This is a genomic window from Priestia iocasae, from assembly GCF_016909075.1.
Taxonomy (GTDB): Bacteria; Bacillota; Bacilli; order Bacillales; family Bacillaceae_H; genus Priestia; species Priestia iocasae.
The window spans coordinates 281,153-306,051 of the sequence record NZ_JAFBFC010000002.1 but is presented as its reverse complement, the minus strand read 5'-3'; the positions used below and the strand labels follow the sequence as shown (position 1 = coordinate 306,051).

Here is a 24,899-nt window from a genome sequence, read left to right as displayed (position 1 = left end):
TGACTTATGTAACGGGAGAGTGGCAAAATGAAGGAAAAGTAGAGGTGACAGTATGGCATTTGGTATTAATCGAGCTGAGTTAAAGGAATGGAAGCAAAAAGTAGCGAGTGGCAAAATTGCTTTTTTAACGCATTACTGGATTGATGATCGATTTCCTGGCGTTAAGACGGTCACAAAGGTAGGCTGTGCCAATATCGAACGATTAGCACAGTGGGGAGAAAAGCATGGCATTCCTGCTCGGTATATCCATCATCGATCACGCTATCCTCATTTTGATTTACTAGGAGATCGTCAACGAGAAGTATTAGAAAAAGAAGATTTACTTGATCAATTAAAACGATTCAAGTCGTAACGTTATGTTTCAGGATTAGCTGGGTATATATAATAGAAGAAATAAGAAAGGGGAGGTGGATCAGTGATGGTTGTTCTGTACATAAGTTTGGCTGTTGTGGTAGGCTCCGTTATTTATTTAGCCGTTGCAGCCATGAAAGCAGTAAAAGAAATGAAGCCAACGGTTCAAAGAATTACGGCTACAACAGAACGAATGCAAATGTCTGTTGAGGATATAAAGCGTGAAACAGATGAGTTGACGATTACACAACAAAAGATTCAGCAAGACATTGAATATAAAAAAGATTCATTTCAACGTATTATTGATGAGGGCAAGACCATTCCTCAACTTTTACAACAAACGTGGCGCAGTGGAGAAGTGCATGTACCGGAACAAAGCGAGCAAACGTCAAATGTTGAACGTGCTGTGTTTCAACTAATAGATAAAATAGAGAACAAAAGAATGGCAAGAAAGAATTGATGCTTCCATAGCAAGGCATCAATTCTTTCTTGCATAACAAAGGTGTTCATGCTATTCTGTTTGTGTAAACGGTTACATATTATTTGAGGAGGGAAGCAAATGGTTACAATTCGAGATGTCGCAAAGGAAGCTGGCGTATCGGTGGCGACTGTATCACGTGTTTTAAATGAAACTGGATATGTTCATGAAGATACGAGAAAACGTGTTATGGATACGATGAAAGAGCTCAATTACAGTCCAAACGAAGTAGCTCGCTCCCTTTATAAGAAAAAATCAAAGTTGATTGGTCTGTTGCTTCCAGACATTACAAACCCATTTTTCCCGCAACTAGCAAGAGGTGTGGAAGATGAAATGCAAAAACAGGGGTTTCGCTTACTGTTTGGCAACAGTGATGAACAACCTGAAAAAGAACTCGATTATATTCATACATTTGTTCAAAATAACGTAGTGGGTATTATTTCTGCTACAAACCATACGAGTAAAACGAATTATCAAGATTTATCCATTCCCGTTGTATTTTTAGATCGTACATCAAATGATTATCCATCCGTATATGCAGATGGAAAAGAAGGCGGGAAAATAGCTGCTGAAGAAATGGTGAGAAGAGGAAGCAAGAGAATAACCTTGCTTAAAGGGCCTGCCCATATTCAACCAGCACAAGATCGCTTTCAAGGAGCATTAGAGTATTTAAGTCAATCAAATGTTGATTTTCATGTGATAGCGACAACCTCCTTTGCCTTTGAAGATGCAGAGAAATGGGCAAAGGAACTATTTGATACCTATCCTGACACAGATGGGGTACTAGCAAGTAATGACATTGTTGCAACGGCTGTTTTACATGAAGCGTTGCGACTTGGAAGGTCAATTCCAACAGATGTTCAAATCATTGGGTTTGACGATATTCCACAAAGTAGCTTACTGTTTCCATCTTTATCAACCATTAGACAGCCTGCTTATGAAATGGGAAAAGAAGCAGCAGCTCTTTTAATAAAGCTAATGAGAAAAGAACCTGTTCAACAAAAGCATATTCAACTGCCCGTAACATTTATAAAACGAGAAACGACAAGAGAGGTTGAGATCAATGATTAAAGTTGTAGTAATTGGAAGTTCATCCATGGATTTAGTCGTAACTTCTACAAAGCGTCCAGGTGCAGGAGAGACCGTTCTTGGAGAGTCATTTAAAACGGTACCAGGTGGAAAAGGAGCCAATCAAGCAGTCGCAGCGGCACGACTAGGAGCGAACGTGACAATGATTGGTCGCGTTGGTAATGATCACTACGGAAAAGAAATTTTAGAAAACTTCAAACAAAATCATGTTTCAGTAGACTGTGTGGAACCGGTTACAGACATGGAAAGTGGAACGGCACACATTGTTTTAGCAGAAGGTGATAATAGCATTGTAGTTGTAAAGGGTGCGAATGATTATGTGACGCCTGACTATGTAAAAAGGGCTGCTAACAAAATAAAACAAGCAAACATTGTACTCATTCAACAAGAGATTCCAGAAGAAACAGTCGAATTTGTGAGTGAGCTTTGCAATGACTATAACGTGCCACTCTTACTTAATCCAGCACCAGCTCGTCCTCTTTCACAACAAGTGATTGATCGTGCGGCGTACATTACACCGAATGAACATGAAGCAGTTGTGTTGTTTAATGGGTTAAGTACAAAAGAAGCGTTGAAGAAGTATCCAAATAAAGTGTTTATTACAGAAGGGAAACAAGGTGTACGTTACTACGACGGTACAAAAGAGGTGCTTGTTCCTTCCTATACAGTAGAAGCCGTCGATACGACAGGTGCAGGAGATACGTTCAACGCTGGGCTTGCTGTCGCATTAGCAGAAGGAAAAAGCATTGAGGACAGCCTAAGATTTGCGAATCGAGCAGCCTCGTTGTCGGTCACAAAGTTTGGCGCTCAAGGCGGAATGCCGATGAGAAAGGAAGTGGAGGAGACGTTATGAAACGACATGGCATGCTAAATAGTCATATTTCCAAAGTGTTAACAGACCTCGGTCACACAGACCTTATCGTTATTGCCGATGCAGGTCTCCCTATTCCAGACCATGTGCAGCGCATCGATTTAGCTCTTACATTAGGTACTCCAAGCTTCAAAGCTGTGGTTGATGCTGTAACAGATGACATGGTTGTGGAAAAAGTAATCGTTGCAAGTGAAATGAATGATAAAAATCCAGATACTATGCAATACATGAACGAACGTTTTTCAACGACAGAGATTCGTCATGTGTCTCATGAGCAATTTAAACAATTAATGAATAAAGCGAAAGCCGTTATTCGAACGGGAGAAGTTACTCCTTATGCCAATTGCATGTTACAAGCAGGTGTAATCTTCTAGAAAGAGGTGAGCGTCATGCATATTCAAATGAATGATATTTACAAAGCGTTTGGAACAAATCAAGTGTTAGAAGGCGTGAATTTTGAACTGCAAGAAGGGGAAGTACACGCACTTATGGGGGAAAACGGGGCTGGTAAGTCTACGATGATGAACATCTTAACTGGCCTTCATAAACGAGATCAAGGAACCATCTTTATTGACGGTCAGGAAACATACTTTAATAATCCAAAGGAAGCAGAGCAACATGGTGTTGCCTTTATTCATCAAGAGTTAAATGTATGGCCTGATATGACGGTGCTTGATAACTTATTCATCGGAAAAGAGTTGCGATCTTCGTTGGGGTTTTTAAAAACGAAAGAAATGAAAGCGTTGGCAAAAAAACAATTTGAAAAACTTGCGGTAACGATTCCTTTAGAGCAAGAAGCTGGACTTTGCTCTGTTGGTCAGCAGCAAATGATTGAGATTGCAAAGGCATTGATGACGAATGCAAAAGTCATTATTATGGATGAGCCAACAGCTGCACTCACTGAACGAGAAATCGAAAAGCTATTTGATGTGATTCATACGCTTCGTAAAGAAGGGGTATCCATTGTGTATATTTCACACCGAATGGAAGAAATTTTTGCAATCTGTGATCGAATCACGGTGATGCGAGATGGAAGAACCGTTGATACGAAGGCCATTCCAGATACGAGCTTTGATGAAGTGGTTCGTAAAATGGTAGGACGTGAGTTAACGGATCGTTTTCCAGCGCGCAACCCTTCTCCTGGTGAAATCATTTTAGAGGTTAAACATGCGACAAGATTTGGCGCTTTTGAAGATGTTAGTTTTTCCGTAAAAGCTGGTGAAATTGTCGGGGTATCTGGTCTTATGGGGGCTGGTCGAACAGAGATTATGCGTACACTGTTCGGATTAGACAAATTAGATGCTGGTGACATTTTAATAAATGGAAAGCGTGTATCGATTAAAAATCCAGGCGAAGCGGTCAGGCTTGGTATTGGATTTATTACAGAAGATCGTAAAACAGAAGGCCTTGTGTTAGATTTCTCGATTCGTGACAATATAGCATTACCTAATTTAACAAGCTTTTCAAAAAATGGATTAATCGATAATAAAACAGAACAAGAATTTGTAGAGTTATTAATTAAGCGCTTGCAAATTAAAACGGAATCGAGTGAAACAAATGCTAAAAATCTATCAGGTGGGAATCAACAAAAGGTTGTCATTGCGAAATGGATTGGCATTGGACCAAAGGTATTAATTTTAGATGAACCAACGCGAGGTGTGGATGTTGGGGCAAAACGTGAAATCTATCAATTAATGAATGAGCTAACAGACCGTGGAGTCGCGATTATTATGGTGTCATCTGAGCTTCCAGAAGTGCTTGGCATGAGTGATCGTATTCTTGTTGTTCATGAAGGGAAAATAAGTGGTGAATTAATGAAGAGTGAAGCAACGCAAGAGAAAATTATGACATTTGCAACGGGAGGGCAGTAACATGCAGAAATCTATGAAAAAAATCAATCACGTTGATCATTTATTACAAAAGCTTGGCCCCTTACTTGGGCTGATCATTTTAGTAGTCATTGTATCGGTTTTGAATCCAAGCTTCTTAGAACCACTGAATCTATTAAACTTACTTCGTCAAGTTGCGATTAATGCATTAATTGCTTTTGGGATGACATTCGTTATTTTAACAGGTGGAATCGACTTGTCCGTCGGCTCGATTTTAGCTCTCTCTAGTGCATTGATGGCAGGAATGATTGTCTCAGGCATTGATCCTATTTTAGCGATTTTAATTGGTTGTTTACTAGGGGCTGGAATGGGAGCTGTAAACGGTCTTTTAATTACAAAAGGAAAAATGGCTCCTTTTATTGCCACACTTGCAACGATGACAATCTTCCGAGGATTAACCCTTGTGTATACAGACGGTAATCCAATTACAGGTTTAGGTGACAGCTACTTATTTCAATTATTTGGTCGTGGTTATTTCTTAGGAATTCCGGTACCCGCTATTACAATGATGCTTTCATTCGCAGTACTGTGGGTGATTCTGCACAAAACACCATTTGGTCGTAAAACGTATGCGATTGGTGGCAACGAAAAAGCAGCGATCATCTCTGGAATTAAAGTGCCAAGAGTAAAGATCATGATTTACTCATTAGCAGGTCTTTTAGCTGCATTAGCAGGTGCCATTTTAACATCACGTTTAAATTCAGCACAGCCGACAGCAGGAACATCGTATGAACTAGATGCCATCGCTGCCGTTGTATTAGGTGGAACAAGTTTATCTGGTGGTCGCGGTTTAATTGTTGGAACATTAATCGGCGCATTAATCATTGGAACATTGAATAATGGATTGAACTTATTAGGAGTATCATCATTTTTCCAAATGGTTGTTAAAGGTGTCGTCATTTTAATTGCCGTGTTAATCGATCGTAAAAAATCAGCATAGGAGGGGTTCTCATTGAAAAAAGTCTTACTCGTGTTTATGTCATTTTCACTTCTCATTTTAGGGGCTTGTTCGTTAGAGCCCCCAGAGTGGGCAAAGCCGACTAAAAAAGGCAATGGAGAAGGTAGTAAAATTGGCTTGTCGGTTTCAACGTTAAACAATCCGTTTTTCGTATCGCTAAAAGATGGGGTAGTGAAAGAAGCGAAAAAACAAGGGATGGAGGTTGTCGTTGTTGATGCGCAAAACGACTCAGCAAAGCAAGTAAATGATGTAGAAGACTTACTACAACAAGGTGTCGATGCTTTATTAATTAACCCAACAGACTCAGCAGCCATCTCAACGGCCGTGCAATCAGCAAATAGCCTTGGTGTACCGGTTGTCACATTAGATCGTTCTGCAGAAAAGGGTGATGTGGAAACATTAGTAGCATCTGATAATGTAAAAGGTGGTCAAATGGCCGCTGATTACATTGTTGATATGTTAGGTGAAGGGGCTAAGGTAGCGGAGCTTGAGGGTGTACCAGGTGCTTCTGCTACACGTGAACGTGGCAAAGGGTTTCACAATGTAGCGGATGAAAAGCTTGATGTTGTAGCAAAGCAAACAGCAGACTTTGATCGTACAAAAGGATTAAATGTAATGGAAAACTTACTGCAAGGAAACCCAGATATTCAAGCTGTGTTTGCTCACAATGATGAAATGGCATTAGGAGCCATTCAAGCGATTAACAGCTCAGGGCGAGACATTCTCGTTGTTGGATTTGATGGAAACGAAGATGCGTTAAATGCAGTTAATGAAGGAAAGTTAGCTGCAACGGTCGCGCAACAACCAGCGTTAATTGGCCAAACAGCTGTCCAAGCAGTTAAAGATGTATTAAAGGGTGAGAAAGTAGAAAAGGCTATAGCAGCACCGTTAAAGCTGATGGTGAAAGAATAAGAGAAAACGTCACGTCTCTGTTTCAAAAAGAGTTAAAAACGGCTCGTTTTGAGAGAGAGGCGTGACGTTTCTTTTTTATTAATAGTTTGAAATGTGAGGATAATTTTCGACTAAGTCTTCTAGTCCTTCTTGTTCCAATGCTTCAACTACTTTCTTTGTAATCTCAATTTCTTCCTTCACAAGATAGGTAGTCTTAGACGTAATCAATTCTTCGAATAAGTTACTCTTAGCAATTCCTACTTGTTCAAATTTTGTTTGTGATTTTAATAAATCTTCCAACGTTAAAAGTGGATAGTCTTTACCGTGAAATGTGAAATCTGGATTTAACTGATACCATAAGTCATTGTTTTTCTTGATCCATTTATCTCCGATATCTTCGATGCCACGACGAATATTTAATGCTACGTCTAAGTAGTCCTCATTTTTTGTTAATAAATAGCTTTCAAGTAAAAAATTCATTTCTCCTAGCGCATGATTTAACGATGTATGAGTTTGTTTTTGTTTAGGGTTATCACTGTAAAAATCACTGATCAAATAACCATTCTTTGTTGAAATGTAATTTTTTTTCTTTGATTGATCAACTAAATAGTCTGCATAAAAAAGAGCCATTTCTTCGTATTCACTAACCTCTAGTAATTGACTAATCCTTTGTAGATGAATGGCAATGTATTCATTGAAGCGTGTATCGTAAAAAGGCGCAATGATGCCATAATTATCTTTTAGCCATGTGCTTGTAAATTCTGTTTCAATCGGTTTGTGTAGCTTTGGATCATATACGAGTAAATTAGCAACGGAGTTAATGATAAAATCATAAAAATATCGTTCCTTTGTTTCTTCGTAATGGTCAAGGTGGCGTCGGTCATGTACGAGTGAAAAATATCGCCCATATCCTAATTTTGTACCTGGTTCAATTGACCAAGGAAGTTTGCCATAAGGTCCTTCTGCTGTATACCATTTGTTAATTTTCTTATATTCCTTTAACGTATGTTTTTCCCATTCATCAAAGTGTTTCGTTTCGTTAAAAAGAGGCTTCTCCGAATATAGTAGCCAGCTTTCAGATAAACTATTTCGTTTAGAGAGATGAGGAAAAGTGAGAATAAGTCCTTTGTCTCCTTTTTTTATCTTTGCTTCATCATGTTCTTTAATGAGCTCTCGTAAGGTACTTCGTTGTTGCTCATTGTATGAAGTAGTTAACTGCTTCGAGTTGTAATTTTTACTAATCACCATGTTTGCATACGCATTTTCTCCTGTAAGCTCTACAATTCCATGAGGTGTAGTAGTTGGATCAACGCCTAATGTAGAATCATGTTCATGGTTAATCTTTTCTGAATCAAATCGAGTCATTTCGTATTCAGTAAAAGTAACCTCAAACGGTATCACCATATTCAATCGGACTGGTTGATAGGTTTGGTTGTGAAACTTTGTGAAAATAAAAAAATCATCATTGTTTAGTGTCCGTACCGTCACGGTTAGTTCACCAAACGTACGTGAAGATGAGGTAGAAGTTAGTTTGTACGTTGTCGAAACATCTGTTGCTTTCACAAACTCCTTTTTTTCACTAGTTAGTCGCTCTACTTGTAGGTCATCCCCTACAAGCTGTAATTCGTTATTTGTTAATGTACCATTTAACGTAATGGTTACGGTCTTGAAAAATACAAAAAAGATACCAATTCCAATCAATAAAAGCAGCATTAAGCTACCTAGGATGTATTTTTTACTTACCCATTTTTTCACATTCATCACCTATAGTTATCTAGTTATTTTTCTTTATACCTACCATATATTAACTTATTTCTAGTGATTCAAAAAGAAAAAATTGGAATTTAAAGATGTGTATTTCAGAATCTGACATCAAATTGCAATAAAAAAGAGAGTAAATCGGTAGAGGAATACCTCAAAAATAGAAACAGTAAATGCTGCTATATCAAGGATATATCCGTTTTCTGTAACATTTAAGTAACAAGTACATACAGATTATTCCATGTTTTTAACGTTTTTGTAACATAAATATGACGCTTTTTATGATATAACTATACGTACGAAGAAAGGGGACTACTACAATATGAAAATATTACGAAACATGGTTCTTATGAGCTTGGCTTTTGTTCTTTCAATGGCAAGCATGATTGAGACCCATGCGCAAACTAGTCAGGACACCTTACGTAACATGGAACAGCAGCTTCAACAAAATGAAGAGACGCTTAAAGAGAAAGAAAAAGAAAAGCAGTCTGTTCAAGGTGAAGTGCAAAACATTCAAACAGAATTAAATGCCTTACATACAGTCATTAATGATAATAAAGAAGAGTTAGCGCAAACAGAGAAAAAAATCGAAGAGATTCGTTCGTTAATTGAAGAGCGGAAAGAAGAGATAGTGATTCTTCAAGAAAAAGTAATGGGTCGACAAGATGTGATGGAGCAGCGTCTTGTATCTCTGCAGCAAAACGATCAAACAAATGCGTTTATTGATACACTATTTAGTGCTGAAAACTTTTCTGATTTTGTAGCTCGTGTAACAGCGGTTACTACGCTGTTTAATGCAGATAAAGAGATCCTTACTCAGCATCAACAGGACTTAGATCGTATTGAAGAAAATAAAAAAGAAATCGATAAGCAAGAGCAAGAGCTTGTAGACGAACAAGAAAAGCTCGCTGATAAGCAAGTGGAGTTAGATCAAAACTTACAAGCTCGTCAAGTTGCGTTAACAACGATGGAACAAAAGTACAGCCAAGTGGTAAACGAATTAACAATGGCTGAGCAAGAAAAGATGAAAATTTCGACTCAAATGCAAGAAGCGCAAGAAGCGATTAAGCGTGAACAGACTGCAGCAAGACAGCGTGCAGCACAATTAGCAAAAGAAAAAACAGTGCGTGAAAAAGCAGCAAATGAGGCAGCGCAAGCTACAAAAGAAGTAGCAGTAAGCAAGCCGGTAGCAACGCCTACAACATCAAGTAAACCAAAAGCAAAACCGACTTCATCTGGAAAAGAATTTTATGTAACAGCAACGGCTTACAGCCATGAAGAAACGAATGCAAATGGCGGTTGGACTGCAGCTGGTTATAACATTAAAAACAATCCAAATATGAAATTAATTGCAGTTGATCCATCAATCATTCCGCTTGGTAAAAAAGTATGGGTAGAAGGCTATGGAGTAGCTGTAGCTGGTGATACAGGTGGCGCAATTAAAGGCTATAAAATCGACGTATTAAAGCCGTCAAAATCAGCCGCTCTTTCATGGGGACGAAAAACAGTCAAAGTTAAAGTGCTAAATTAATAAGCAAAAGCGGTTGTCATCCTATTGGCAACCGCTTTTTTATCGTCTATGATAGAGGGATGATTAAGAGAGGTGTGTCAAATGAGGTGCCTTTTACTCCTGGTGATGGAGTGAAGTGACCTCTGTTATTGAGAAATAAACCTATCATGACTTTCATAAAGAAAGTGGATAGAAAAGAACAATGCTAGGTTCCTTAACATCTCTCTTTAAGTGGATTGATAGAGTGCAAGGGAACTTTAATGCAACTCTTTCTTTAGTTATGTAATAAATTATTTCATCTATAGATATGGAAAGGAATGTGTAACGATGAAAACGAGTATTCAAGAAATTTCGCTTATTGTTATTGGAGCGTTTTTATTTGCGTTTGGGATCAACTATTTTGCGATTCCGAACGAGTTAGCAGAGGGTGGCATAACGGGTGTCACGATGATTACGTACTATGTATTTGGCTGGTCACCAGGTGTGGTGAACTTTATTTTAAATGGTGTGTTGTTAGCGGTTGGCTATAAATTGATGTCGAAGCGAGTCACGGTGTATACCATTATTGCTATTGTGTTTACCTCCCTTTTTCTATATCTAACAGAGGGCTATCATACAGCAAGTGATGATACACTTCTTGGTTCTATTTTTGCAGGGGTATTAGTTGGGATTGGATTAGGACTTGTGCTTCGATCTGGTGGTACAACTGGCGGTTCCACTGTTATTGCAAAACTTGCCAATCAATATTTAGGCTGGAACTTAAGTCGCTCGATGATGCTAGTAGATTTATTAGTAGTGGCAAGTGCATCCTTTGTTATTGGATTAGAAAAAACGATGTATACGGTTATTTCTATTTATATAAGTACAAAAGTACTCGACTATATTATAGAAGGAATGGACTCTCGCAAAGCAGTGACCATTATTTCTCATCGATCTAATGAAGTAGCTGACCGCGTAAATCGTGAGATGGACCGTGGTGTGACTGTTTTTTCAGCCCACGGTAGCTATACAAAAGAAGAAAAGAATGTCTTATATGTTGTAATTAATAAGCAAGAATTAATGCAGCTACGTAAAATTATTCAAAGTGTAGATGAAAAAGCGTTTGTTGTGATTCATGATGTGAAGGATGTGTTTGGCGAAGGGTTCACATTTCCAAAAAGTTAATTGCACCTATCAAAAGAGGGATGACGGTACAGATGTCATCCCTCTTTTGATAGGCCTAAGAAGATGAGAGAATCTATATCAATTTTTTAGAAGTTTTTTGTAAAAGTGAAACTCTTTTTCTACTCGTTCGTATATGTAGAAGAAAGGTAGCCACTTTTTCATTAATAGCTGCTGTAACTGTAATCTATCTAGGATGACATAGCTAGAGAGATACGTAGAGAGCACAATATCTTCCAAGCGATGAGATTAATTGAAATAACTAGTGGATTGTAGTACCATTTAATTGGAAAAAGTGAAGTGTTTCTGTGTAGTTTAAGTGAAAAGGAGTGAAGGATATGGCAATTACGTTACAAAAAGGGCAACGGATTGATTTAACAAAAGGCAACCCAGGTTTAACGAAAGTTTTAGTTGGCTTAGGGTGGGACCCAGTGGAATCAAAACAGTCTAAAGGCTTTTTGGGGGCACTATTTGGTGGTGGCTCTTCAGGAGCGAACATTGATTGTGATGCCTCTGTCCTAATGTTAGAGAATGATCGATTCACTCAAAAAGAACATTTAATTTACTTTGGTCATTTACAAAGTAAATGTGGTGGCGTTAACCACACAGGTGATAACTTAACAGGCGAAGGAGATGGAGATGACGAGCAAATTATTGTTGATTTACAGAGAATTCCTTCAACGGTTAACAAACTAGTTTTCGTTGTAAATATTTATGATGCCGTTCGTCGCCAGCAGGATTTTGGAATGATTCAAAATGCTTTCATCCGTGTTGTTAATAGGACAAATAATGAAGAGCTACTTACATTTAACTTATCAGAGAATTATAGCGGCAAAACAAGCTTACTTGTAGCAGAAATGTATCGTCATGACCAAGAGTGGAAGTTTGCAGCGGTGGGAACTGGTACAAATGATAGAGGATTAGAAGAAATTGTTCGTCGATATACATAAGGGTTCATACTACAGATAGACGATTGATAGAATATTGATTTAATAGAAGAAAGAATACAATCTATTCGTTTCATAAATGAACTAAAAGGAGAGGTTCAAATGGGTATTTCATTAGCAAAAGGTCAAAAGGTTGATTTAACAAAAGGAAATCCTGGTTTAACGAAAGTAGTTGTTGGCTTAGGCTGGGATGTTAATAAGTATGATGGCGGTGTAGATTTTGATTTAGATGCATCCTGCTTTTTACTAGATGCAACGGGTAAGTGTGGAGCAGATACTGATTTTATTTTTTACAATAACGCAAAACATACAAGTGGTGCAGTAGAGCATACAGGTGATAATCGTACTGGTGAAGGAGAAGGTGATGACGAGCAAGTGAGCGTTAATTTATCAACCGTTCCAGCGACTGTTGATAAAATTGCCTTTGTTATTACTATTCACGACGGAGAAGCGCGTGGACAAAACTTTGGTCAAGTGTCAAATAGCTTTGTTCGTATCATGAATGAAGAAACAAATGAAGAGCTCATTCGTTATGACTTAGGAGAAGATTTCTCTATTGAAACAGCTGTTGTGGTAGGCGAATTGTACCGACATGCAGGTGAGTGGAAGTTTGCTGCGGTAGGATCTGGCTATCAAGGTGGTTTAGCTTCACTTGTTCGTGATTATGGTTTAGATGTTTAATTGCTAAATGGATAAGGAGGAAACCTGATGGGAATTCAATTATCAAAAGGACAACGTATTGATTTAACAAAAACAAATCCGGGATTAATTAAAGGGATTATTGGATTAGGTTGGGATACGAACAAATATCATGGTGGGCATGATTTTGACCTTGATGCATCAGCTTTTTTAGCAGATGAAAATGGAAAGTGTATCAATGATCATGATTTTATCTTTTACAATCATTTAATTCACCCAAGTGGAGCGGTTGAGCATACAGGCGATAATCGTACAGGTGAAGGAGATGGTGACGATGAACAAATCGTTGTTGATTTCACAAGGATTCCTCCTTCTATCCATCGTATTGGCATCGCAGTTACGATTCATGATGCAGAGTTACGCAATCAAAACTTTGGGCTTGTATCAAATGCATTTGTGCGTTTAGTCGATGAAGCCACGGGTCAAGAGTTAATTCGCTATGATTTAGGAGAAGATTTCTCGATTGAGACAGCGGTTGTGGTATGTGAATTATATAAGCATGGGAACGACTGGAAGTTCAATGCGATTGGCAGTGGCTTCTCTGGTGGACTCGCATCTCTATGCCGTAACTATGGGCTCCAAGTTTAATAAATACTAGATTTTATGAAAACTATCTCAACTAAATGATTCTCTCTTTTTGAGGTAGTTTTTTGCTTGTATGTGGGAAAGTTTAGTAAATGACAGATCATTCTATTTTAGGTATATTAGATATGATAGAGTGGAAGAAGGAGGAAGAAAAGATGGCAATTACGTTACAAAAGGGACAGCGCATTGATTTAACAAAGGGAAATGCTTCGTTATCGAAAGTAATGGTCGGCTTAGGTTGGGATCCTGTTCAAGCCAAAAGTGGTGGTGGCTTATTAGGATCATTATTTGGTGGTGGTAGCAGTTCAAATGCAAACATTGATTGTGATGCATCTGTTCTTATGCTTGAAAATGATAAATTCACTCGTAAAGAAAACCTTGTTTACTTTGGTAACTTAAAAAGTAACTGTGGAAGTGTTCAACATAGTGGTGATAACTTGACAGGTGCTGGAGATGGTGATGATGAGCAAGTAACAGTAGATCTTCAAAAAGTACCTGCGAACATTACGAAACTTGTCTTTGTTGTTAACATTTATAACTGTGTAGCAAGAAAACAAGACTTTGGTATGATTCAAAATGCCTTCATTCGACTAGTAAACTTAAGTAGTCAAGAAGAAATGGTGAAGTTCAACTTAACAGAAAAGCACAGTGGTAAAACAAGCTTAATTTTAGGTGAAATGTATCGCCATAATGGTGAGTGGAAGTTTGCTGCAATTGGCGATGGCACGACTGATACATCTATTTCAGAAGTTGTTCGTCGTTATTCTTAATTTGACAAATCTAATTTGAACAGAAAGAAGGGTACATAATGGCAATTTCATTAGCAAAAGGTCAAAAAGTTGATTTAACAAAAGGGAATCCTGGATTAACAAAAGTAACAGTAGGATTAGGCTGGGATGTAAATAAGTATGATGGCGGACAAGATTTTGATTTAGACGCATCAGCTTTTTTACTAGATGCAAACGGTAAATGTGTATCTGAAACCGATTTTGTTTTCTATAACAATGCACAACATGCAAGCGGTGGCGTAACGTATACAGGTGATAACCGTACAGGTGAAGGTGGCGGAGATGACGAGCAAATCGACCTTGACTTAAGTAGCGTGCCAGCAACAACTGAAAAAGTAGCATTTGTTATTACGATTCATGATGGTGAAGCACGTAATCAAAACTTTGGACAAGTATCAAACAGCTATGTACGTGTATTCAATAGCTCTACAAATGAAGAGTTAATTCGCTACGACCTTGGAGAAGACTTTTCTATTGAAACAGCAATCGTTGTTGGTGAATTATATCGTCATAACGGTGAGTGGAAGTTTGCTGCTGTAGGTTCAGGATACCAAGGCGGCTTAGCATCACTTGTAAGAGCTTATGGCTTAGACGTATAAGGTTCATAATTACGATAAATGGGGTAGAAGATGCAACGCTCTAATGAATGAGCGGGACAGGTGAGGTTTTATCGGTGAAGTCGATGAACCTCACTGTCTGCCTCATGAAAGCCACTTTGTTCAGTAGCAATGAGATGGACAAACATATCATGAAAATTAAATAAGATTAAAATCAGCTTTTATTGAAAGATTTACATGTGTAGGCATGTAGGAGGAAAACAAAGATGGAAATCATTAATCAAATGTTGCACACATATGCTCAGTTCTTTAACTGGGAAATGTGGGGCGAAGTACTAACAGATCCAGTTTCTTGGGGACTGATTGGTACATTAGTAGTTTTAGAAGGTTTGTTATCAGCAGATAATGCACTTGTATTAGCGGTAATGGTGAAGCATTTACCACCTGAACAGCGCAAAAAGGCATTAACATATGGACTTATTGGTGCTTATTTCTTCCGTTTCTTATTCATTGGACTAGGTGTTTATTTAATTAAGTTTTGGTGGATCAAGTTAATAGGTGCACTTTATCTAGCATGGCTTGTGTACAGCCACTTCAAATCTAAGCAGGCAGAAAGTGAAGAAGCGGAAGCAGAAGGTATTAAAAAAGATGGCTTCCTTATTCGCACGTTCGGAATGTTCTGGGGTACGGTTATTATGGTAGAGATGATGGACATTGCATTCTCTGTTGATAGTATTCTAGCAGCATTTGCAGTATCAGAAGAGATTTGGATTCTTTTAATCGGTGGTATGCTTGGAATTCTAATGATGCGTACAGTGGCTAAAGTCTTCTTACGACTCATTGATCGCATTCCTGAGTTAGAAACAACTGCGTTCATTCTAATCGGAATTATCGCAGCGAAAATGTTAGGAAGTGTGTTTGGATTCCACGTATCACACACTATTTTCTTCATCATCATTATTGCTGCATTTGCGATTACATTTATTGTTCATCATTTAAACAATAAAAAAGCAGCACAGGAAGCAGCAGCAACGAAAGATAAATAAGAGGAAATACATCATTGAAGGAGTTTGATATCACTAACTCCTTCAATTAAAAGTTGGACTCGTATAGATAAAAAAGAGCTGAAGGTAAAAACAGCTCTTTTTTATCTATAAGACTCTTTGTGTATCACTTGCATAAAGGGAGAGCTTTGCACATGGGTATTCAGCTTTTTTTAGAAGCTCTCTTAAAGGTTATACGCTTAGCTTTCAAACATTTGACATGACTCTTCTTCTTCTGTCCTGTCAGGTTCTCTACATAAATGGATAGACAAATTTTATTTTATTATGGGAGGTAAATTGATACCTCGCTTTTAAGTAAAGGTGTGAACAAGATGAATTACTTTTCTTATTTAACTGAATTTCAGCAAAAAGGCATTTTTCACATGCCACCTCAACCATTTTCAAAATTCTCTTCAAAGGAAGTACTATCATATAGCTTAGGTGCTACTTTGTATATGCCAGCGACACGAACAGATATTGCTGACGTCATTTTAACAAATAAATACCGCGAGCTTGTTTCAATGGTGATTTGCCTAGAAGATGCCATTGGAGATGATGAAGTAGAGAAAGGTGAAAAGCAATTAGCAGAACATCTTCATCATTTATCTGAAGCGGTGAACATGATGCAATGTTCACAAGAATCTTTACCTCTTATCTTTATACGTGTAAGAACGCCTGAACAAATTAGAAAATTGTATCAATTGGTAGGCTCTTCGATACAAGTCATTACAGGCTTCGTTTTTCCAAAGTTCACACCTATGAATGCACGTGCCTATTTAGCTTATACAAAGCAAGTAGCAACGGAGGCTGAGACGATTTTATATGGCATGCCTGTATTAGAAACAGAGGATGTGATGTATAAAGAGCGTCGCCTCTCAACATTTGAACAACTAGCGACATGCCTACAAAACGATAAGGACTTAATCTTAAATATTCGGCTTGGAGCAACGGACTTTTGTGGTTTGTATGGCATTCGCAGGACTGCTTCAACAACCATTTATGACATATCCATGATGAGAGATGTGATTTCTGACATCGTTAATTTCTTTGGAAGAGACTATGTTGTATCAGGACCCGTATGGGAGTATTTTCAATCATCAAACTCATTGTCTCTTCAAACGACCTTATATGAAGAGGGACTAAAAAAAGAGACTTTACTAGACTTAGTGAATGGGCTGCATGGAAAAACGGTGATTCACCCATCTCAAATGCGACTCGTACAAGCGTTAAATGTTGTATCAAAAGAAGACTATTTAGATGCATTAGCTATTTTAAACAAAGGTTCAAACGAAATAGGTGTTATTAAAAGTGAATATGGTAACAAGATGAATGAAGTGAAGCCGCATGACAAGTGGGCCAAAAAAACGATATTAAAGTCAAAGATTTACGGGGTGTTTCATGAGAACAACAGCTATGAAGACTTACTTGCAAAAGAAATATACGTATAACGTGCTAGATAATCTACAAGTTGATGTTACAATTCATAAACGTTTACATGAACTAGAGCCGCAGCATCTTTTTAATATGGCTGCACGAATGAATAAAAAACGAAGCTTTTTATTTGTAAGCAGTGTACTAGGAAAGCATCTAGCCATTCGTCCGGTCGTTCCAGGCTTTGCTTCTGCATTGCTAGCGAGCGCATTCTATGAAGCTCGGACAGGAAACGTAGCAGAATTTGAGAGTTGTGTGGCAGCTGCATTAAAGAGTGGAGAGATGGAAGGGGTAAATAAGGCTGTATCGGCTCTTTCAAAAGAGAAACTGTCTTTACCTGAGGATTGTTTGTTTATTGGCTTTGCTGAAACAGCGACTGCATTAGGGCAGGCAATGTTTGAGCGCTTTACGAATGGCCATTATGTTCATACTACTCGAGAACAAGTAAAAGGAACAGCGGAGGCATTAGAGTTTAAAGAAGAACATTCACATGCGACGGACCAGCTTTGTTTTATTGAAAAAGAGTTATTTAATCAGCATGAACATATTGTCCTTGTTGATGACGAAATTACGACAGGAAAAACAGCACTGAATATAATCAGAGCCATTCATGCTCAGTTCCCTAAAAAGGAATATACTGTTGTTTCTTTACTAGATTGGCGAAACGAAGCAAACGAGCAGACCTTCCGACAGCTTGAGCAAGAATTAGACATTACCATTCATACAATTGCGTTATTAAAAGGTGAGATACGCGTAACAGGAAACAATGCCAACCTTAAACCGTTAGAAAAAGAGGATCGCCCTAGTCATGATTTACAGATTGATAGACATAACATGAGCATTCATTTTGAACATACAACCTATCAGTCAGCTGATCAATTACCTTACATAAAGGGAACGGGACGCTTTGGGTTAAGTAGTCATGAACAACACCAAGTAGAAATAGCATGTGAGCGAGCGGGGCAAGAGCTGATGGTAAATCGAAAAGGTAAAAAGACGCTTGTCCTAGGCACAGGTGAATTTATGTATATTCCAATGAAGGTTGCAGCTCATATGGGTGAAGGTGTGATGTATCATTCGACAACGAGAAGTCCGATTTACCCTATTCAAAAAGATGATTATGCGATTCATGATCGGATTGAATTTCCGAGTACACATGGAGAGCATGTTTCAAACTATCTTTATAACTTAAGAGATTATGATGACATTTTTGTGATGTTTGAACAACCAATAGACAAGAAGCGGATTCAACCGTTACTTGAGCAATTAGCAAGCTATACGAGTCATCTGCATGTTGTATGTATGAGTCAAGGGAGGGAAGGTAATCATGGAGCTTAACCTGATGTCAAAGATGGGAAGCTATTCCGAACAAGACGTTATATTTCTATTAAAAGATTTATCAAGCATTACGATTGAGAAAGATACGAGCGAGCGTGAAAAAGCAATTCAGTCAGGTGTTCACTATTCGGAGATGCTTCCAATTGAATACAAGCCTTCGCCTCACTATTTAACTTTGTTTCACGAGTCGCTAGACATCTATAAACAAAAAGTGGCAATGGCTGTTGCCCTCGTAGCAGAGCAAATTTACGAACAAAAGGGTAAAGAGATTGTTTTAGTTTCTTTAGCCAGAGCAGGAACACCCATTGGTATTTTAATCAAGCGTTATTTAGCATTCAAATATGACATAAACGTGCCTCATTATAGCATTTCCATTATTCGTGGGAGAGGGATTGATGAGAATGCGATTCGCTACATCTTGCAACAACATGAAGGAGCAGATGTACAGTTTGTAGATGGATGGACGGGAAAAGGAGCCATTACAAAAGAGTTAACAAAGTCGTGCTCTCAATTTTATGAAAAGTATGGCATACAGCTAGATGATGAGTTAGCGGTAGTAGCGGATCCAGGCTTTTGTTCCTCCCTTTATGGAACAAGAGAAGATTTCTTAATACCAAGTGCTTGTTTAAACTCAACGGTAAGTGGGCTTGTAAGTCGTACCGTATTAAATCGTCGTTACGTTAGTGAATCGGATTTTCATGGAGCCAAGTATTATAAAGAGCTAGAGTCAGAGGATATGTCCAATTTTTATATTGATAGCATTGCTACACAATTTGAACAGATAGCACAAAATGTACCGACGGAATTAGCGCTTCAAAAAGAGCGCTATACAAAGCCAGATTGGTCAGGGTTAGCTGGAGTTGAGCGGATTCAGCACGATTTTCAGATTGAAAGCTATCATTTTATTAAGCCTGGTGTAGGAGAAACAACACGTGTACTCCTACGTCGTGTACCCTGGAAGATTCTTGTGAAGGAAAAGGATAGTGAACATTTACAGCATATTTATTTATTAGCAAAAGAACGTGGCGTTCCGATAGAGGTGTATGAGCATATGCCTTATTCATGCTGTGGGTTAATTCAGCCAATGGGGGAAGATAAATGAGAGCTTTTGCGAGTGACTTAGATCGTACGCTTATTTATTCAAGACGTCTTATTACAGAGGAAATCGATGAGGCGAGCATTGAACTTGTTGAAACGTTAAATGGTCGTGAAGTTAGCTACATGACCAAAAAGGCTATTACACAATTAACAAACTTACTAAACGATACGATGTTCATTCCTGTTACAACGAGAACAACTGAACAATATAAACGGATTTCTATTTTCTCAGAGAGGTTTAATCCAGAATATGCGATCACGACAAATGGTGCCGTTATTTTAAAAGATGGAGAACCACTTTCAGAGTGGACAAACATCATAAAAGAGCGAATGAGAAATCTTTCTTTATCCTTTCATGAAACTTATGAATGGCTTCAAACGTATGAAAAGTATGAGTGGGTCAAGTCTGTAAATGAAGCAGATCAAACATTTTTGTATTTAGTTGTACATAGAGAATCATTTACAGATGAACACCTTCAAACACTACGTGATTATTTTCAGCCAGGAGGATGGCGTGTGTATGCACACGGACGCAAAATCTATTGTATTCCAACGGCTATCTCAAAATGGAGTGCGGTTTCGTTTTTAAAAGAAAAGCTAGGGATTGATAGAATTTGTGCGGCAGGTGATTCAGAGCTTGATGTGGAGATGATTCTACACGCTGACTTTGGGATTGCGCCGATTCATGGCGAGTTAGCAAAAATGGATTACGACGTGACATTTACAACAACGATGAACATTGAAGCAGCTGAAGAAATGTTGCAAAGAGTCGAACATGCCTTATCTACAGAGGTACAACTTTAGGTTCTCACAGAAAGAGGGGGTAAAAAGATGAGAGCCATTCAAATTTCTAAAGCGCCAATTGATAAATGGATACAAATCATAGACAAGCCTTTTGCGGAAAGAATGCCTTATGAAAAAAATGAAGATTATTACCACATTACCCAAGTAACCGGAAGAATACTTGGTGTGCCGCATGATGAAACGGATTATCTTATGCAATTATATGAGCTTTCTAAGAAGTCTCATGTAGTTGTACTAAGCGAAGAGTTGGATAAGACGATTACACCAGAGCGATTTCAAGCAATTCAGAAAATCCATATGATTAATCAAAAAGAAAACGGATTATCGATTAATCGATTTGTTGCATTCTTAGATGGTGAACGACTTCTTCCTTCTCATCCAAACAGCACATATCATCGACACATTCGTCAATCGTTTATGAGCATACTTCGTCACTTCGAAGCGCGTCATGGGTTGGCGCATGCTGACTTTAGGCGTGTGTTATTAGACATGATAAAGTGGATATGGAATCACCTTGATCCATGGTTACAATCATTTGATTTAGATCGACAACTTCCATGTGTGATATGGTACGGTGAAATGAATAAAAGTCAGCAGTATTTCTTGTATTATCTTATGATGCTTGGATTTGATGTTCTTGTTTTTCATCCAGAAGGAACCGATTCGTTTGCAGACATGGATGAACAAGAAGACGTGGCGGAAATCACTCGTTATCCCATGACGATGACCGCTCCACCATTTCCGATTGAACAACCAGAGCGACGAGGAACGGTTGCATATCGAGCATCGAAAGAAATGGATGAAGTGATTCACCATGAAGGATCGTCTCTTTACAAACCTTGGCAATTTCGAAATTATGTTCCTTCATCCGTGACGCTAAAAACAACGTACGATGAAGTCTTTTTATTAGCGAAAGAGCGAGCGTTTATTCGTCCCAATTTTAAGGTGCAACAAGGTGTTGTGCACATTCCTGCAATCTTTGCAAAAGTAATGGGTGTATCACGTAACAAAAAAGAATATTGGGATCGACTTCATCAACTAACGGAATTAAATCAAGCCATTACAGTACAAAACTTTCCATTCACTCAACACATTCAAACAAACTATCAATTTCACTATCAACACGCATTGAACCATAAAGGTGAATTAGATGTAGAAAAGATGATAAAGGGAAACTGGTGGCAATATGGTCATTTACCAGAAGGAATGCAAAGAGGAATTGCTTCTGCCATCGCGTCTATTTGTCGCAATCCAAAACTTTTACCGATTGGAAATGAAACGGAAAAGGATGTACAGCTTTATCTCTTTACGCAAGTAGCCAACATGCCCAAAACATTTTTAAATGTGATGCAAACATTTGATTATGCGCAAGAGATTCCAAAGGTTGTGTTATACAATAACGAAATAAACGGCGCACTCTCTCGTTCAGATGCTGCACTTCTGTTGTTATTAAATGAATTTGGAATGGACATAATCGTGTACAATCCACCAGGTCATAACGATCTTGAACAATATATCGATTCGTCTTGCTTTGATACACATTGGCTAGATGACATGGTGTTTAATCAAGAATACAAAGAACCATCATTACTAAAACGAGTGTTTCGGTCTATTAAAATTTAATCATAAAGGGTGAGGAGTCAATGACAACTGATCAAACGGTATTAGCGACACTTCAAAAGGAAGAAGGATTAACTGAGCAACATGCGAATGATGTGCGCGTGCAATTACGCCAAGATCCATCGGTACAGCAACTTTCACAGCAAGTCGATTACCGTAATCAAATGGAATTATTAGAATTTGGAAAAGAACCAGCGATTCAAATTTCTCAGTTTTCGGATCGAATCTTATCTATGATGCGTACATCAGAAATGAATGACTCAAGCAAAATGCTCCAACAACTTGGGAAGTTAATGGATAAATTTGATAAAAATGATTTTGAAGAGAAGAAAGGCTTTTTAGGTAAGCTATTTAAGCGTGGTGAAAAGCTAATCGAGAAAATCTTTGAAAAGTATCAAACGCTTGGAAAAGATATCGATAAAATCCATCAAGAGATTTCAGGCTATAAAGATAAAATGGTACACACTTCAAGCATGCTAGAAGAAATGTATCAAAACAACATTCAATATTATATGGAGCTTGAGCGTTACATTGTGGCAGGTCAGATCAAAGTTGATGAATTAAAAGCGCAAGCGGTGCCACTAGAACAGCGTGTAGCAAGCGGTGATCAAATGGCATCCATGAATCTTGATACATTGCAAAACGGAATTCAAACATTAGAAGAGCGAATTTACGATTTGGAAATGGCACGCATGGTAGCCGTTCAAACAGCACCTCAAATTCGCTTATTGCAGCGTGGAAATACGAAATTAATCGGTAAAATTAACTCAGCCTTCATTACAACAATTCCTATTTTTAAAAATGGAATTATTCAAGCTGTTGCAGCGAAACGTCAAAAGCTTGTAGCAGATTCATTGAGTGAGCTAGATCGCCGTACAAATGAAATGATTTTACGTAATGCCCAAAACATCTCAAGTCAGAGCGTTGAGATTGCGAAGTTAGCAGGAGCTCCAAGTGTAAAGGTTGAAACGCTTGAAGAATCGTGGAGCATCATTATGAAAGGAATGGAAGAAACAAAAGCAATTGAAGATGAGAACAAACGCTTAAGAGAAGATGGAACAAAACGTATTCTTCAGCTTCAAGAACAAATAAAATCTGCTTAATTCATAAAAAAACTCATTCGCTTACTTATGGAGCTAGTGAGTTTTTTTTATGAGTGGAGATAGCTGTGAAGGTGTGAAGAGAACTAGGGCTTTTAACATGTAAACAAAGTACTTATTTTCTTTTAACTATGTTAATTGTACAATAATTATAATTATAGTTATGTTTTGCCAAATATATATGAAAAAGTATCGTTACACTGGCTTGGTTTTTCAGTAAAATAGATTCATGTCCTAAGAATAAGGGCATGTTTTTTCATGTATGAATAATGAGTTTTCGTATAAATGATAGGACTAATAACTTAGTAGAGGGTGAAGAAAACGTGGAGAAATATCAAGTTGCTTTGTTTAAAAATGTAAGGAAAACATTAAAACAATGGTTTGAGGACGATCAAATAGTACCGCATACAGAAGTTATTCGTTTTTTGCATTCTTTAGCAGGAACGGCTCAAACAGTTGGACTGAATGAATTGGGTGAAGTAGCGAGGCACTTAATGGAAGATGTTGAACAGCAAGAGCCTCATGATTGGTCTAATTCTGAGCTTAGAACGTACCTTGCAACCATTATTAGACTATGTTATCAAGATGAAATTACACCTGTTGAGGAGCATACACATAAGGTTGTTGAAGGAGAGCCAGTGGTTCTGTTAATTGATGATGATACAACCATGCTGATGTATTTAAAAGAGGAAATGGAGAAAGCTGGCTGGTACGTAGTAGCTGTTACGAGTACAGAAAAGGCTATTACCGCTTTTTACGAGTCTAAGCCACATTGTATTGTTCTTGACGTGCATATGAAAGAACAAAGTGGCTTTGAGTTGTTACTGTTTTTGAAAAATCAAACAAGTAAACAATTTGTCCCTACAATTATGATTAGTGTAGATAATCAAAAGAAAACAAGGTTAAAAGCGTTTGAAATGGGGGCAGATGATTTCATCGCAAAGCCATTAGAGATGGATGAGTTTTTAGTAAGGTTAGGTAGACATCTAGAGAGAAAAAGGCTGTTTGATTATCACTTATTAGTCGATGAACTAACAGGTGTATATAATCGAAAGTATTTAACATCCATTTTTACGCAGCAGCAAGGAGAATATAAAAGGTTACAAGAAGCGTACAGCTTAGTCATCGTCGATTTAGATCATTTTAAAAAGGTGAATGATACATACGGACACTTACATGGTGATTATGTGTTAAAAGAATTTTCTTCCTTTTTAAAGGAGAAGATGCGTGCTAGCGATTATGTTTTTCGATATGGAGGAGAAGAGTTTGTCCTATTGTTGCCTAGAACAACAGGTGAAGAAGCTCAAACTCTACTCGATCGTTTGCTTCATCTTTTTGCGAAAAAAGTCTTTTCATATGAAACTCACTCTTTTTCTTGTACATTTTCGGGTGGAATCGTTGAAGTAGACAATGATTATACAAGATTAGAAGAGTGGCTAGAACAAGCTGATCAAGCTTTATACAAAGCAAAAGATGCTGGCAGAAACCAAGTGATCATGGCTAGTCCTGTAGAAGAAAGACGAAAACGAACATTGCGAATTGCAATCGTTGATGACGATCCAGTTATTCGTACAATGCTAACAGAAGTAATGAAAAAAGTAGATGTAGAAGGCATGTATGAAGTCATGATCAAAGCGTTTAAAGATGGAGAGACATTCCTTCAAGATGATTGGACACACCAAGACGATCACTATTTTGTTATCTTAGATGGCATGATGCCTAAGATGGATGGATTAGAAGTGTTACAGAGGTTACGTAAAGAAAAGCGCGAAGACAAATATAAAGTGATTATGCTGACGACTAGAAGGAGTGAGCGAGATATTAAAAAAGCGCTAGAGCTAGGAGCAGATGATTATATTACAAAGCCGTTTAAGCTGCTAGAGCTAGAAGCACGTGTTCGCCATTTAATGAAAAGGGTGAAGTAAAAGAA

At 38.0% G+C, this 24,899-nt stretch carries 24 protein-coding genes; 23 read left to right on the top strand and 1 reads right to left on the bottom strand.

The window, feature by feature from the left end:
- Window positions 1-52: 52 nt before the first annotated feature.
- The 8 genes from JOC83_RS06645 (at window position 53) to rbsB (ending at window position 6,548) form a co-directional block, all read left to right on the top strand.
- The gene (locus tag JOC83_RS06645) at window positions 53-352 is read left to right on the top strand and encodes a hypothetical protein (RefSeq protein ID WP_205185617.1); all 300 of its coding nucleotides are present in this window, start codon (window positions 53-55) and stop codon (window positions 350-352) included.
- Between the two features lie 66 nt (window positions 353-418).
- Entirely contained in the window at window positions 419-811 is a 393-nt protein-coding gene (locus JOC83_RS06640) for a DUF948 domain-containing protein (RefSeq protein ID WP_338038885.1), read from the top strand.
- A 99-nt stretch (window positions 812-910) separates the two neighbouring features.
- Entirely contained in the window at window positions 911-1,900 is a 990-nt protein-coding gene (locus JOC83_RS06635; protein ID WP_205185613.1) for a LacI family DNA-binding transcriptional regulator, read from the top strand.
- Window positions 1,893-2,771 (top strand): ribokinase, encoded by an 879-nt coding sequence (rbsK, locus tag JOC83_RS06630; protein WP_205185611.1) that lies wholly within the window; start codon window positions 1,893-1,895, stop codon window positions 2,769-2,771. Before JOC83_RS06635 ends, rbsK begins: the two co-directional genes overlap by 8 nt.
- Complete coding sequence (gene rbsD, locus JOC83_RS06625) at window positions 2,768-3,163, top strand: D-ribose pyranase (protein ID WP_205185609.1); 396 nt, start codon at window positions 2,768-2,770, stop codon at window positions 3,161-3,163. Before rbsK ends, rbsD begins: the two co-directional genes overlap by 4 nt.
- A 15-nt stretch (window positions 3,164-3,178) precedes the next feature.
- Window positions 3,179-4,660 (top strand): sugar ABC transporter ATP-binding protein, encoded by a 1,482-nt coding sequence (locus JOC83_RS06620; protein WP_205185602.1) that lies wholly within the window; start codon window positions 3,179-3,181, stop codon window positions 4,658-4,660.
- 1 nt (window position 4,661) lies between these two features.
- Entirely contained in the window at window positions 4,662-5,618 is a 957-nt protein-coding gene (rbsC, locus tag JOC83_RS06615) for an ABC transporter permease subunit (RefSeq protein ID WP_205185600.1), read from the top strand.
- Window positions 5,619-5,654: 36 nt separating this feature from the next.
- Entirely contained in the window at window positions 5,655-6,548 is an 894-nt protein-coding gene (rbsB, locus tag JOC83_RS06610; protein ID WP_378913301.1) for a ribose ABC transporter substrate-binding protein RbsB, read from the top strand.
- 78 nt (window positions 6,549-6,626) lie between these two features.
- On the opposite strand, the gene JOC83_RS06605 is transcribed toward rbsB, so the two are convergent.
- A complete protein-coding gene (locus tag JOC83_RS06605; protein ID WP_205185597.1) occupies window positions 6,627-8,282 on the bottom strand; it encodes a hypothetical protein in 1,656 nt (551 codons plus the stop codon).
- A gap of 328 nt (window positions 8,283-8,610) precedes the next feature.
- Here JOC83_RS06605 and JOC83_RS06600 point away from each other — a divergent pair, with 328 nt between their 5' ends.
- The 15 genes from JOC83_RS06600 (at window position 8,611) to JOC83_RS06530 (ending at window position 24,894) form a co-directional block, all read left to right on the top strand.
- Window positions 8,611-9,819 (top strand): 3D domain-containing protein, encoded by a 1,209-nt coding sequence (locus tag JOC83_RS06600; RefSeq protein ID WP_205185596.1) that lies wholly within the window; start codon window positions 8,611-8,613, stop codon window positions 9,817-9,819.
- A 306-nt stretch (window positions 9,820-10,125) separates the two neighbouring features.
- Entirely contained in the window at window positions 10,126-10,962 is an 837-nt protein-coding gene (locus JOC83_RS06595) for a YitT family protein (protein WP_205185595.1), read from the top strand.
- A gap of 335 nt (window positions 10,963-11,297) precedes the next feature.
- On the top strand, window positions 11,298-11,909 hold the full coding sequence (locus JOC83_RS06590; RefSeq protein ID WP_205185594.1) for a TerD family protein: 612 nt from the start codon (window positions 11,298-11,300) through the stop codon (window positions 11,907-11,909).
- 99 nt (window positions 11,910-12,008) lie between these two features.
- Window positions 12,009-12,587, top strand: coding sequence for a TerD family protein (locus JOC83_RS06585; protein WP_205185593.1), 579 nt, complete (start codon window positions 12,009-12,011; stop codon window positions 12,585-12,587).
- 27 nt (window positions 12,588-12,614) lie between these two features.
- Complete coding sequence (locus tag JOC83_RS06580) at window positions 12,615-13,193, top strand: TerD family protein (RefSeq protein WP_205185592.1); 579 nt, start codon at window positions 12,615-12,617, stop codon at window positions 13,191-13,193.
- A gap of 152 nt (window positions 13,194-13,345) precedes the next feature.
- Window positions 13,346-13,960 (top strand): TerD family protein, encoded by a 615-nt coding sequence (locus JOC83_RS06575; RefSeq protein ID WP_205185591.1) that lies wholly within the window; start codon window positions 13,346-13,348, stop codon window positions 13,958-13,960.
- Window positions 13,961-13,998: 38 nt separating this feature from the next.
- Window positions 13,999-14,577, top strand: a complete 579-nt coding sequence (locus tag JOC83_RS06570) for a TerD family protein (protein WP_205185590.1) — start codon at window positions 13,999-14,001, stop codon at window positions 14,575-14,577.
- Window positions 14,578-14,801: 224 nt separating this feature from the next.
- Entirely contained in the window at window positions 14,802-15,581 is a 780-nt protein-coding gene (locus tag JOC83_RS06565) for a TerC family protein (RefSeq protein WP_205185588.1), read from the top strand.
- 329 nt (window positions 15,582-15,910) lie between these two features.
- Window positions 15,911-17,026: an HpcH/HpaI aldolase/citrate lyase family protein gene (locus JOC83_RS06560; protein WP_205185586.1), complete on the top strand. Its 1,116-nt coding sequence runs from the start codon at window positions 15,911-15,913 to the stop codon at window positions 17,024-17,026.
- Window positions 16,977-18,347: a phosphoribosyltransferase family protein gene (locus JOC83_RS06555; RefSeq protein WP_205185584.1), complete on the top strand. Its 1,371-nt coding sequence runs from the start codon at window positions 16,977-16,979 to the stop codon at window positions 18,345-18,347. Before JOC83_RS06560 ends, JOC83_RS06555 begins: the two co-directional genes overlap by 50 nt.
- Window positions 18,337-19,449, top strand: a complete 1,113-nt coding sequence (locus tag JOC83_RS06550; protein WP_239583389.1) for a cysteine protease StiP family protein — start codon at window positions 18,337-18,339, stop codon at window positions 19,447-19,449. Before JOC83_RS06555 ends, JOC83_RS06550 begins: the two co-directional genes overlap by 11 nt.
- The gene (locus JOC83_RS06545; RefSeq protein ID WP_205185583.1) at window positions 19,446-20,249 is read left to right on the top strand and encodes an HAD family hydrolase; all 804 of its coding nucleotides are present in this window, start codon (window positions 19,446-19,448) and stop codon (window positions 20,247-20,249) included. The genes JOC83_RS06550 and JOC83_RS06545 overlap by 4 nt, the downstream gene beginning before the upstream one ends.
- Window positions 20,250-20,276: 27 nt before the next feature.
- The gene (locus JOC83_RS06540; protein ID WP_205185581.1) at window positions 20,277-21,872 is read left to right on the top strand and encodes a YceG family protein; all 1,596 of its coding nucleotides are present in this window, start codon (window positions 20,277-20,279) and stop codon (window positions 21,870-21,872) included.
- Window positions 21,873-21,892: 20 nt separating this feature from the next.
- A complete protein-coding gene (locus JOC83_RS06535; RefSeq protein ID WP_205185579.1) occupies window positions 21,893-22,972 on the top strand; it encodes a toxic anion resistance protein in 1,080 nt (359 codons plus the stop codon).
- Window positions 22,973-23,292: 320 nt separating this feature from the next.
- Entirely contained in the window at window positions 23,293-24,894 is a 1,602-nt protein-coding gene (locus JOC83_RS06530; RefSeq protein ID WP_205185577.1) for a diguanylate cyclase, read from the top strand.
- Window positions 24,895-24,899 lie beyond the last annotated feature (5 nt).

Bases quoted from the DNA above. Each gene is read 5' to 3' on its own strand.
- JOC83_RS06540 (WP_205185581.1), top strand. From the start codon at position 20,277: ATGAGAGCCATTCAAATTTCTAAAGCGCCAATTGATAAATGGATACAA.
- JOC83_RS06590 (WP_205185594.1), top strand. From the start codon at position 11,298: ATGGCAATTACGTTACAAAAAGGGCAACGGATTGATTTAACAAAAGGC.
- JOC83_RS06635 (WP_205185613.1), top strand. From the start codon at position 911: ATGGTTACAATTCGAGATGTCGCAAAGGAAGCTGGCGTATCGGTGGCG.
- JOC83_RS06535 (WP_205185579.1), top strand. From the start codon at position 21,893: ATGACAACTGATCAAACGGTATTAGCGACACTTCAAAAGGAAGAAGGA.
- JOC83_RS06595 (WP_205185595.1), top strand. From the start codon at position 10,126: ATGAAAACGAGTATTCAAGAAATTTCGCTTATTGTTATTGGAGCGTTT.
- JOC83_RS06545 (WP_205185583.1), top strand. From the start codon at position 19,446: ATGAGAGCTTTTGCGAGTGACTTAGATCGTACGCTTATTTATTCAAGA.
- rbsB (WP_378913301.1), top strand. From the start codon at position 5,655: ATGTCATTTTCACTTCTCATTTTAGGGGCTTGTTCGTTAGAGCCCCCA.
- JOC83_RS06575 (WP_205185591.1), top strand. From the start codon at position 13,346: ATGGCAATTACGTTACAAAAGGGACAGCGCATTGATTTAACAAAGGGA.
- JOC83_RS06620 (WP_205185602.1), top strand. From the start codon at position 3,179: ATGCATATTCAAATGAATGATATTTACAAAGCGTTTGGAACAAATCAA.
- JOC83_RS06580 (WP_205185592.1), top strand. From the start codon at position 12,615: ATGGGAATTCAATTATCAAAAGGACAACGTATTGATTTAACAAAAACA.
- JOC83_RS06600 (WP_205185596.1), top strand. From the start codon at position 8,611: ATGAAAATATTACGAAACATGGTTCTTATGAGCTTGGCTTTTGTTCTT.
- JOC83_RS06585 (WP_205185593.1), top strand. From the start codon at position 12,009: ATGGGTATTTCATTAGCAAAAGGTCAAAAGGTTGATTTAACAAAAGGA.
- JOC83_RS06565 (WP_205185588.1), top strand. From the start codon at position 14,802: ATGGAAATCATTAATCAAATGTTGCACACATATGCTCAGTTCTTTAAC.
- rbsD (WP_205185609.1), top strand. From the start codon at position 2,768: ATGAAACGACATGGCATGCTAAATAGTCATATTTCCAAAGTGTTAACA.
- rbsK (WP_205185611.1), top strand. From the start codon at position 1,893: ATGATTAAAGTTGTAGTAATTGGAAGTTCATCCATGGATTTAGTCGTA.
- rbsC (WP_205185600.1), top strand. From the start codon at position 4,662: ATGCAGAAATCTATGAAAAAAATCAATCACGTTGATCATTTATTACAA.
- JOC83_RS06560 (WP_205185586.1), top strand. From the start codon at position 15,911: ATGAATTACTTTTCTTATTTAACTGAATTTCAGCAAAAAGGCATTTTT.
- JOC83_RS06640 (WP_338038885.1), top strand. From the start codon at position 419: ATGGTTGTTCTGTACATAAGTTTGGCTGTTGTGGTAGGCTCCGTTATT.
- JOC83_RS06550 (WP_239583389.1), top strand. From the start codon at position 18,337: ATGGAGCTTAACCTGATGTCAAAGATGGGAAGCTATTCCGAACAAGAC.
- JOC83_RS06570 (WP_205185590.1), top strand. From the start codon at position 13,999: ATGGCAATTTCATTAGCAAAAGGTCAAAAAGTTGATTTAACAAAAGGG.
- JOC83_RS06645 (WP_205185617.1), top strand. From the start codon at position 53: ATGGCATTTGGTATTAATCGAGCTGAGTTAAAGGAATGGAAGCAAAAA.
- JOC83_RS06555 (WP_205185584.1), top strand. From the start codon at position 16,977: ATGAGAACAACAGCTATGAAGACTTACTTGCAAAAGAAATATACGTAT.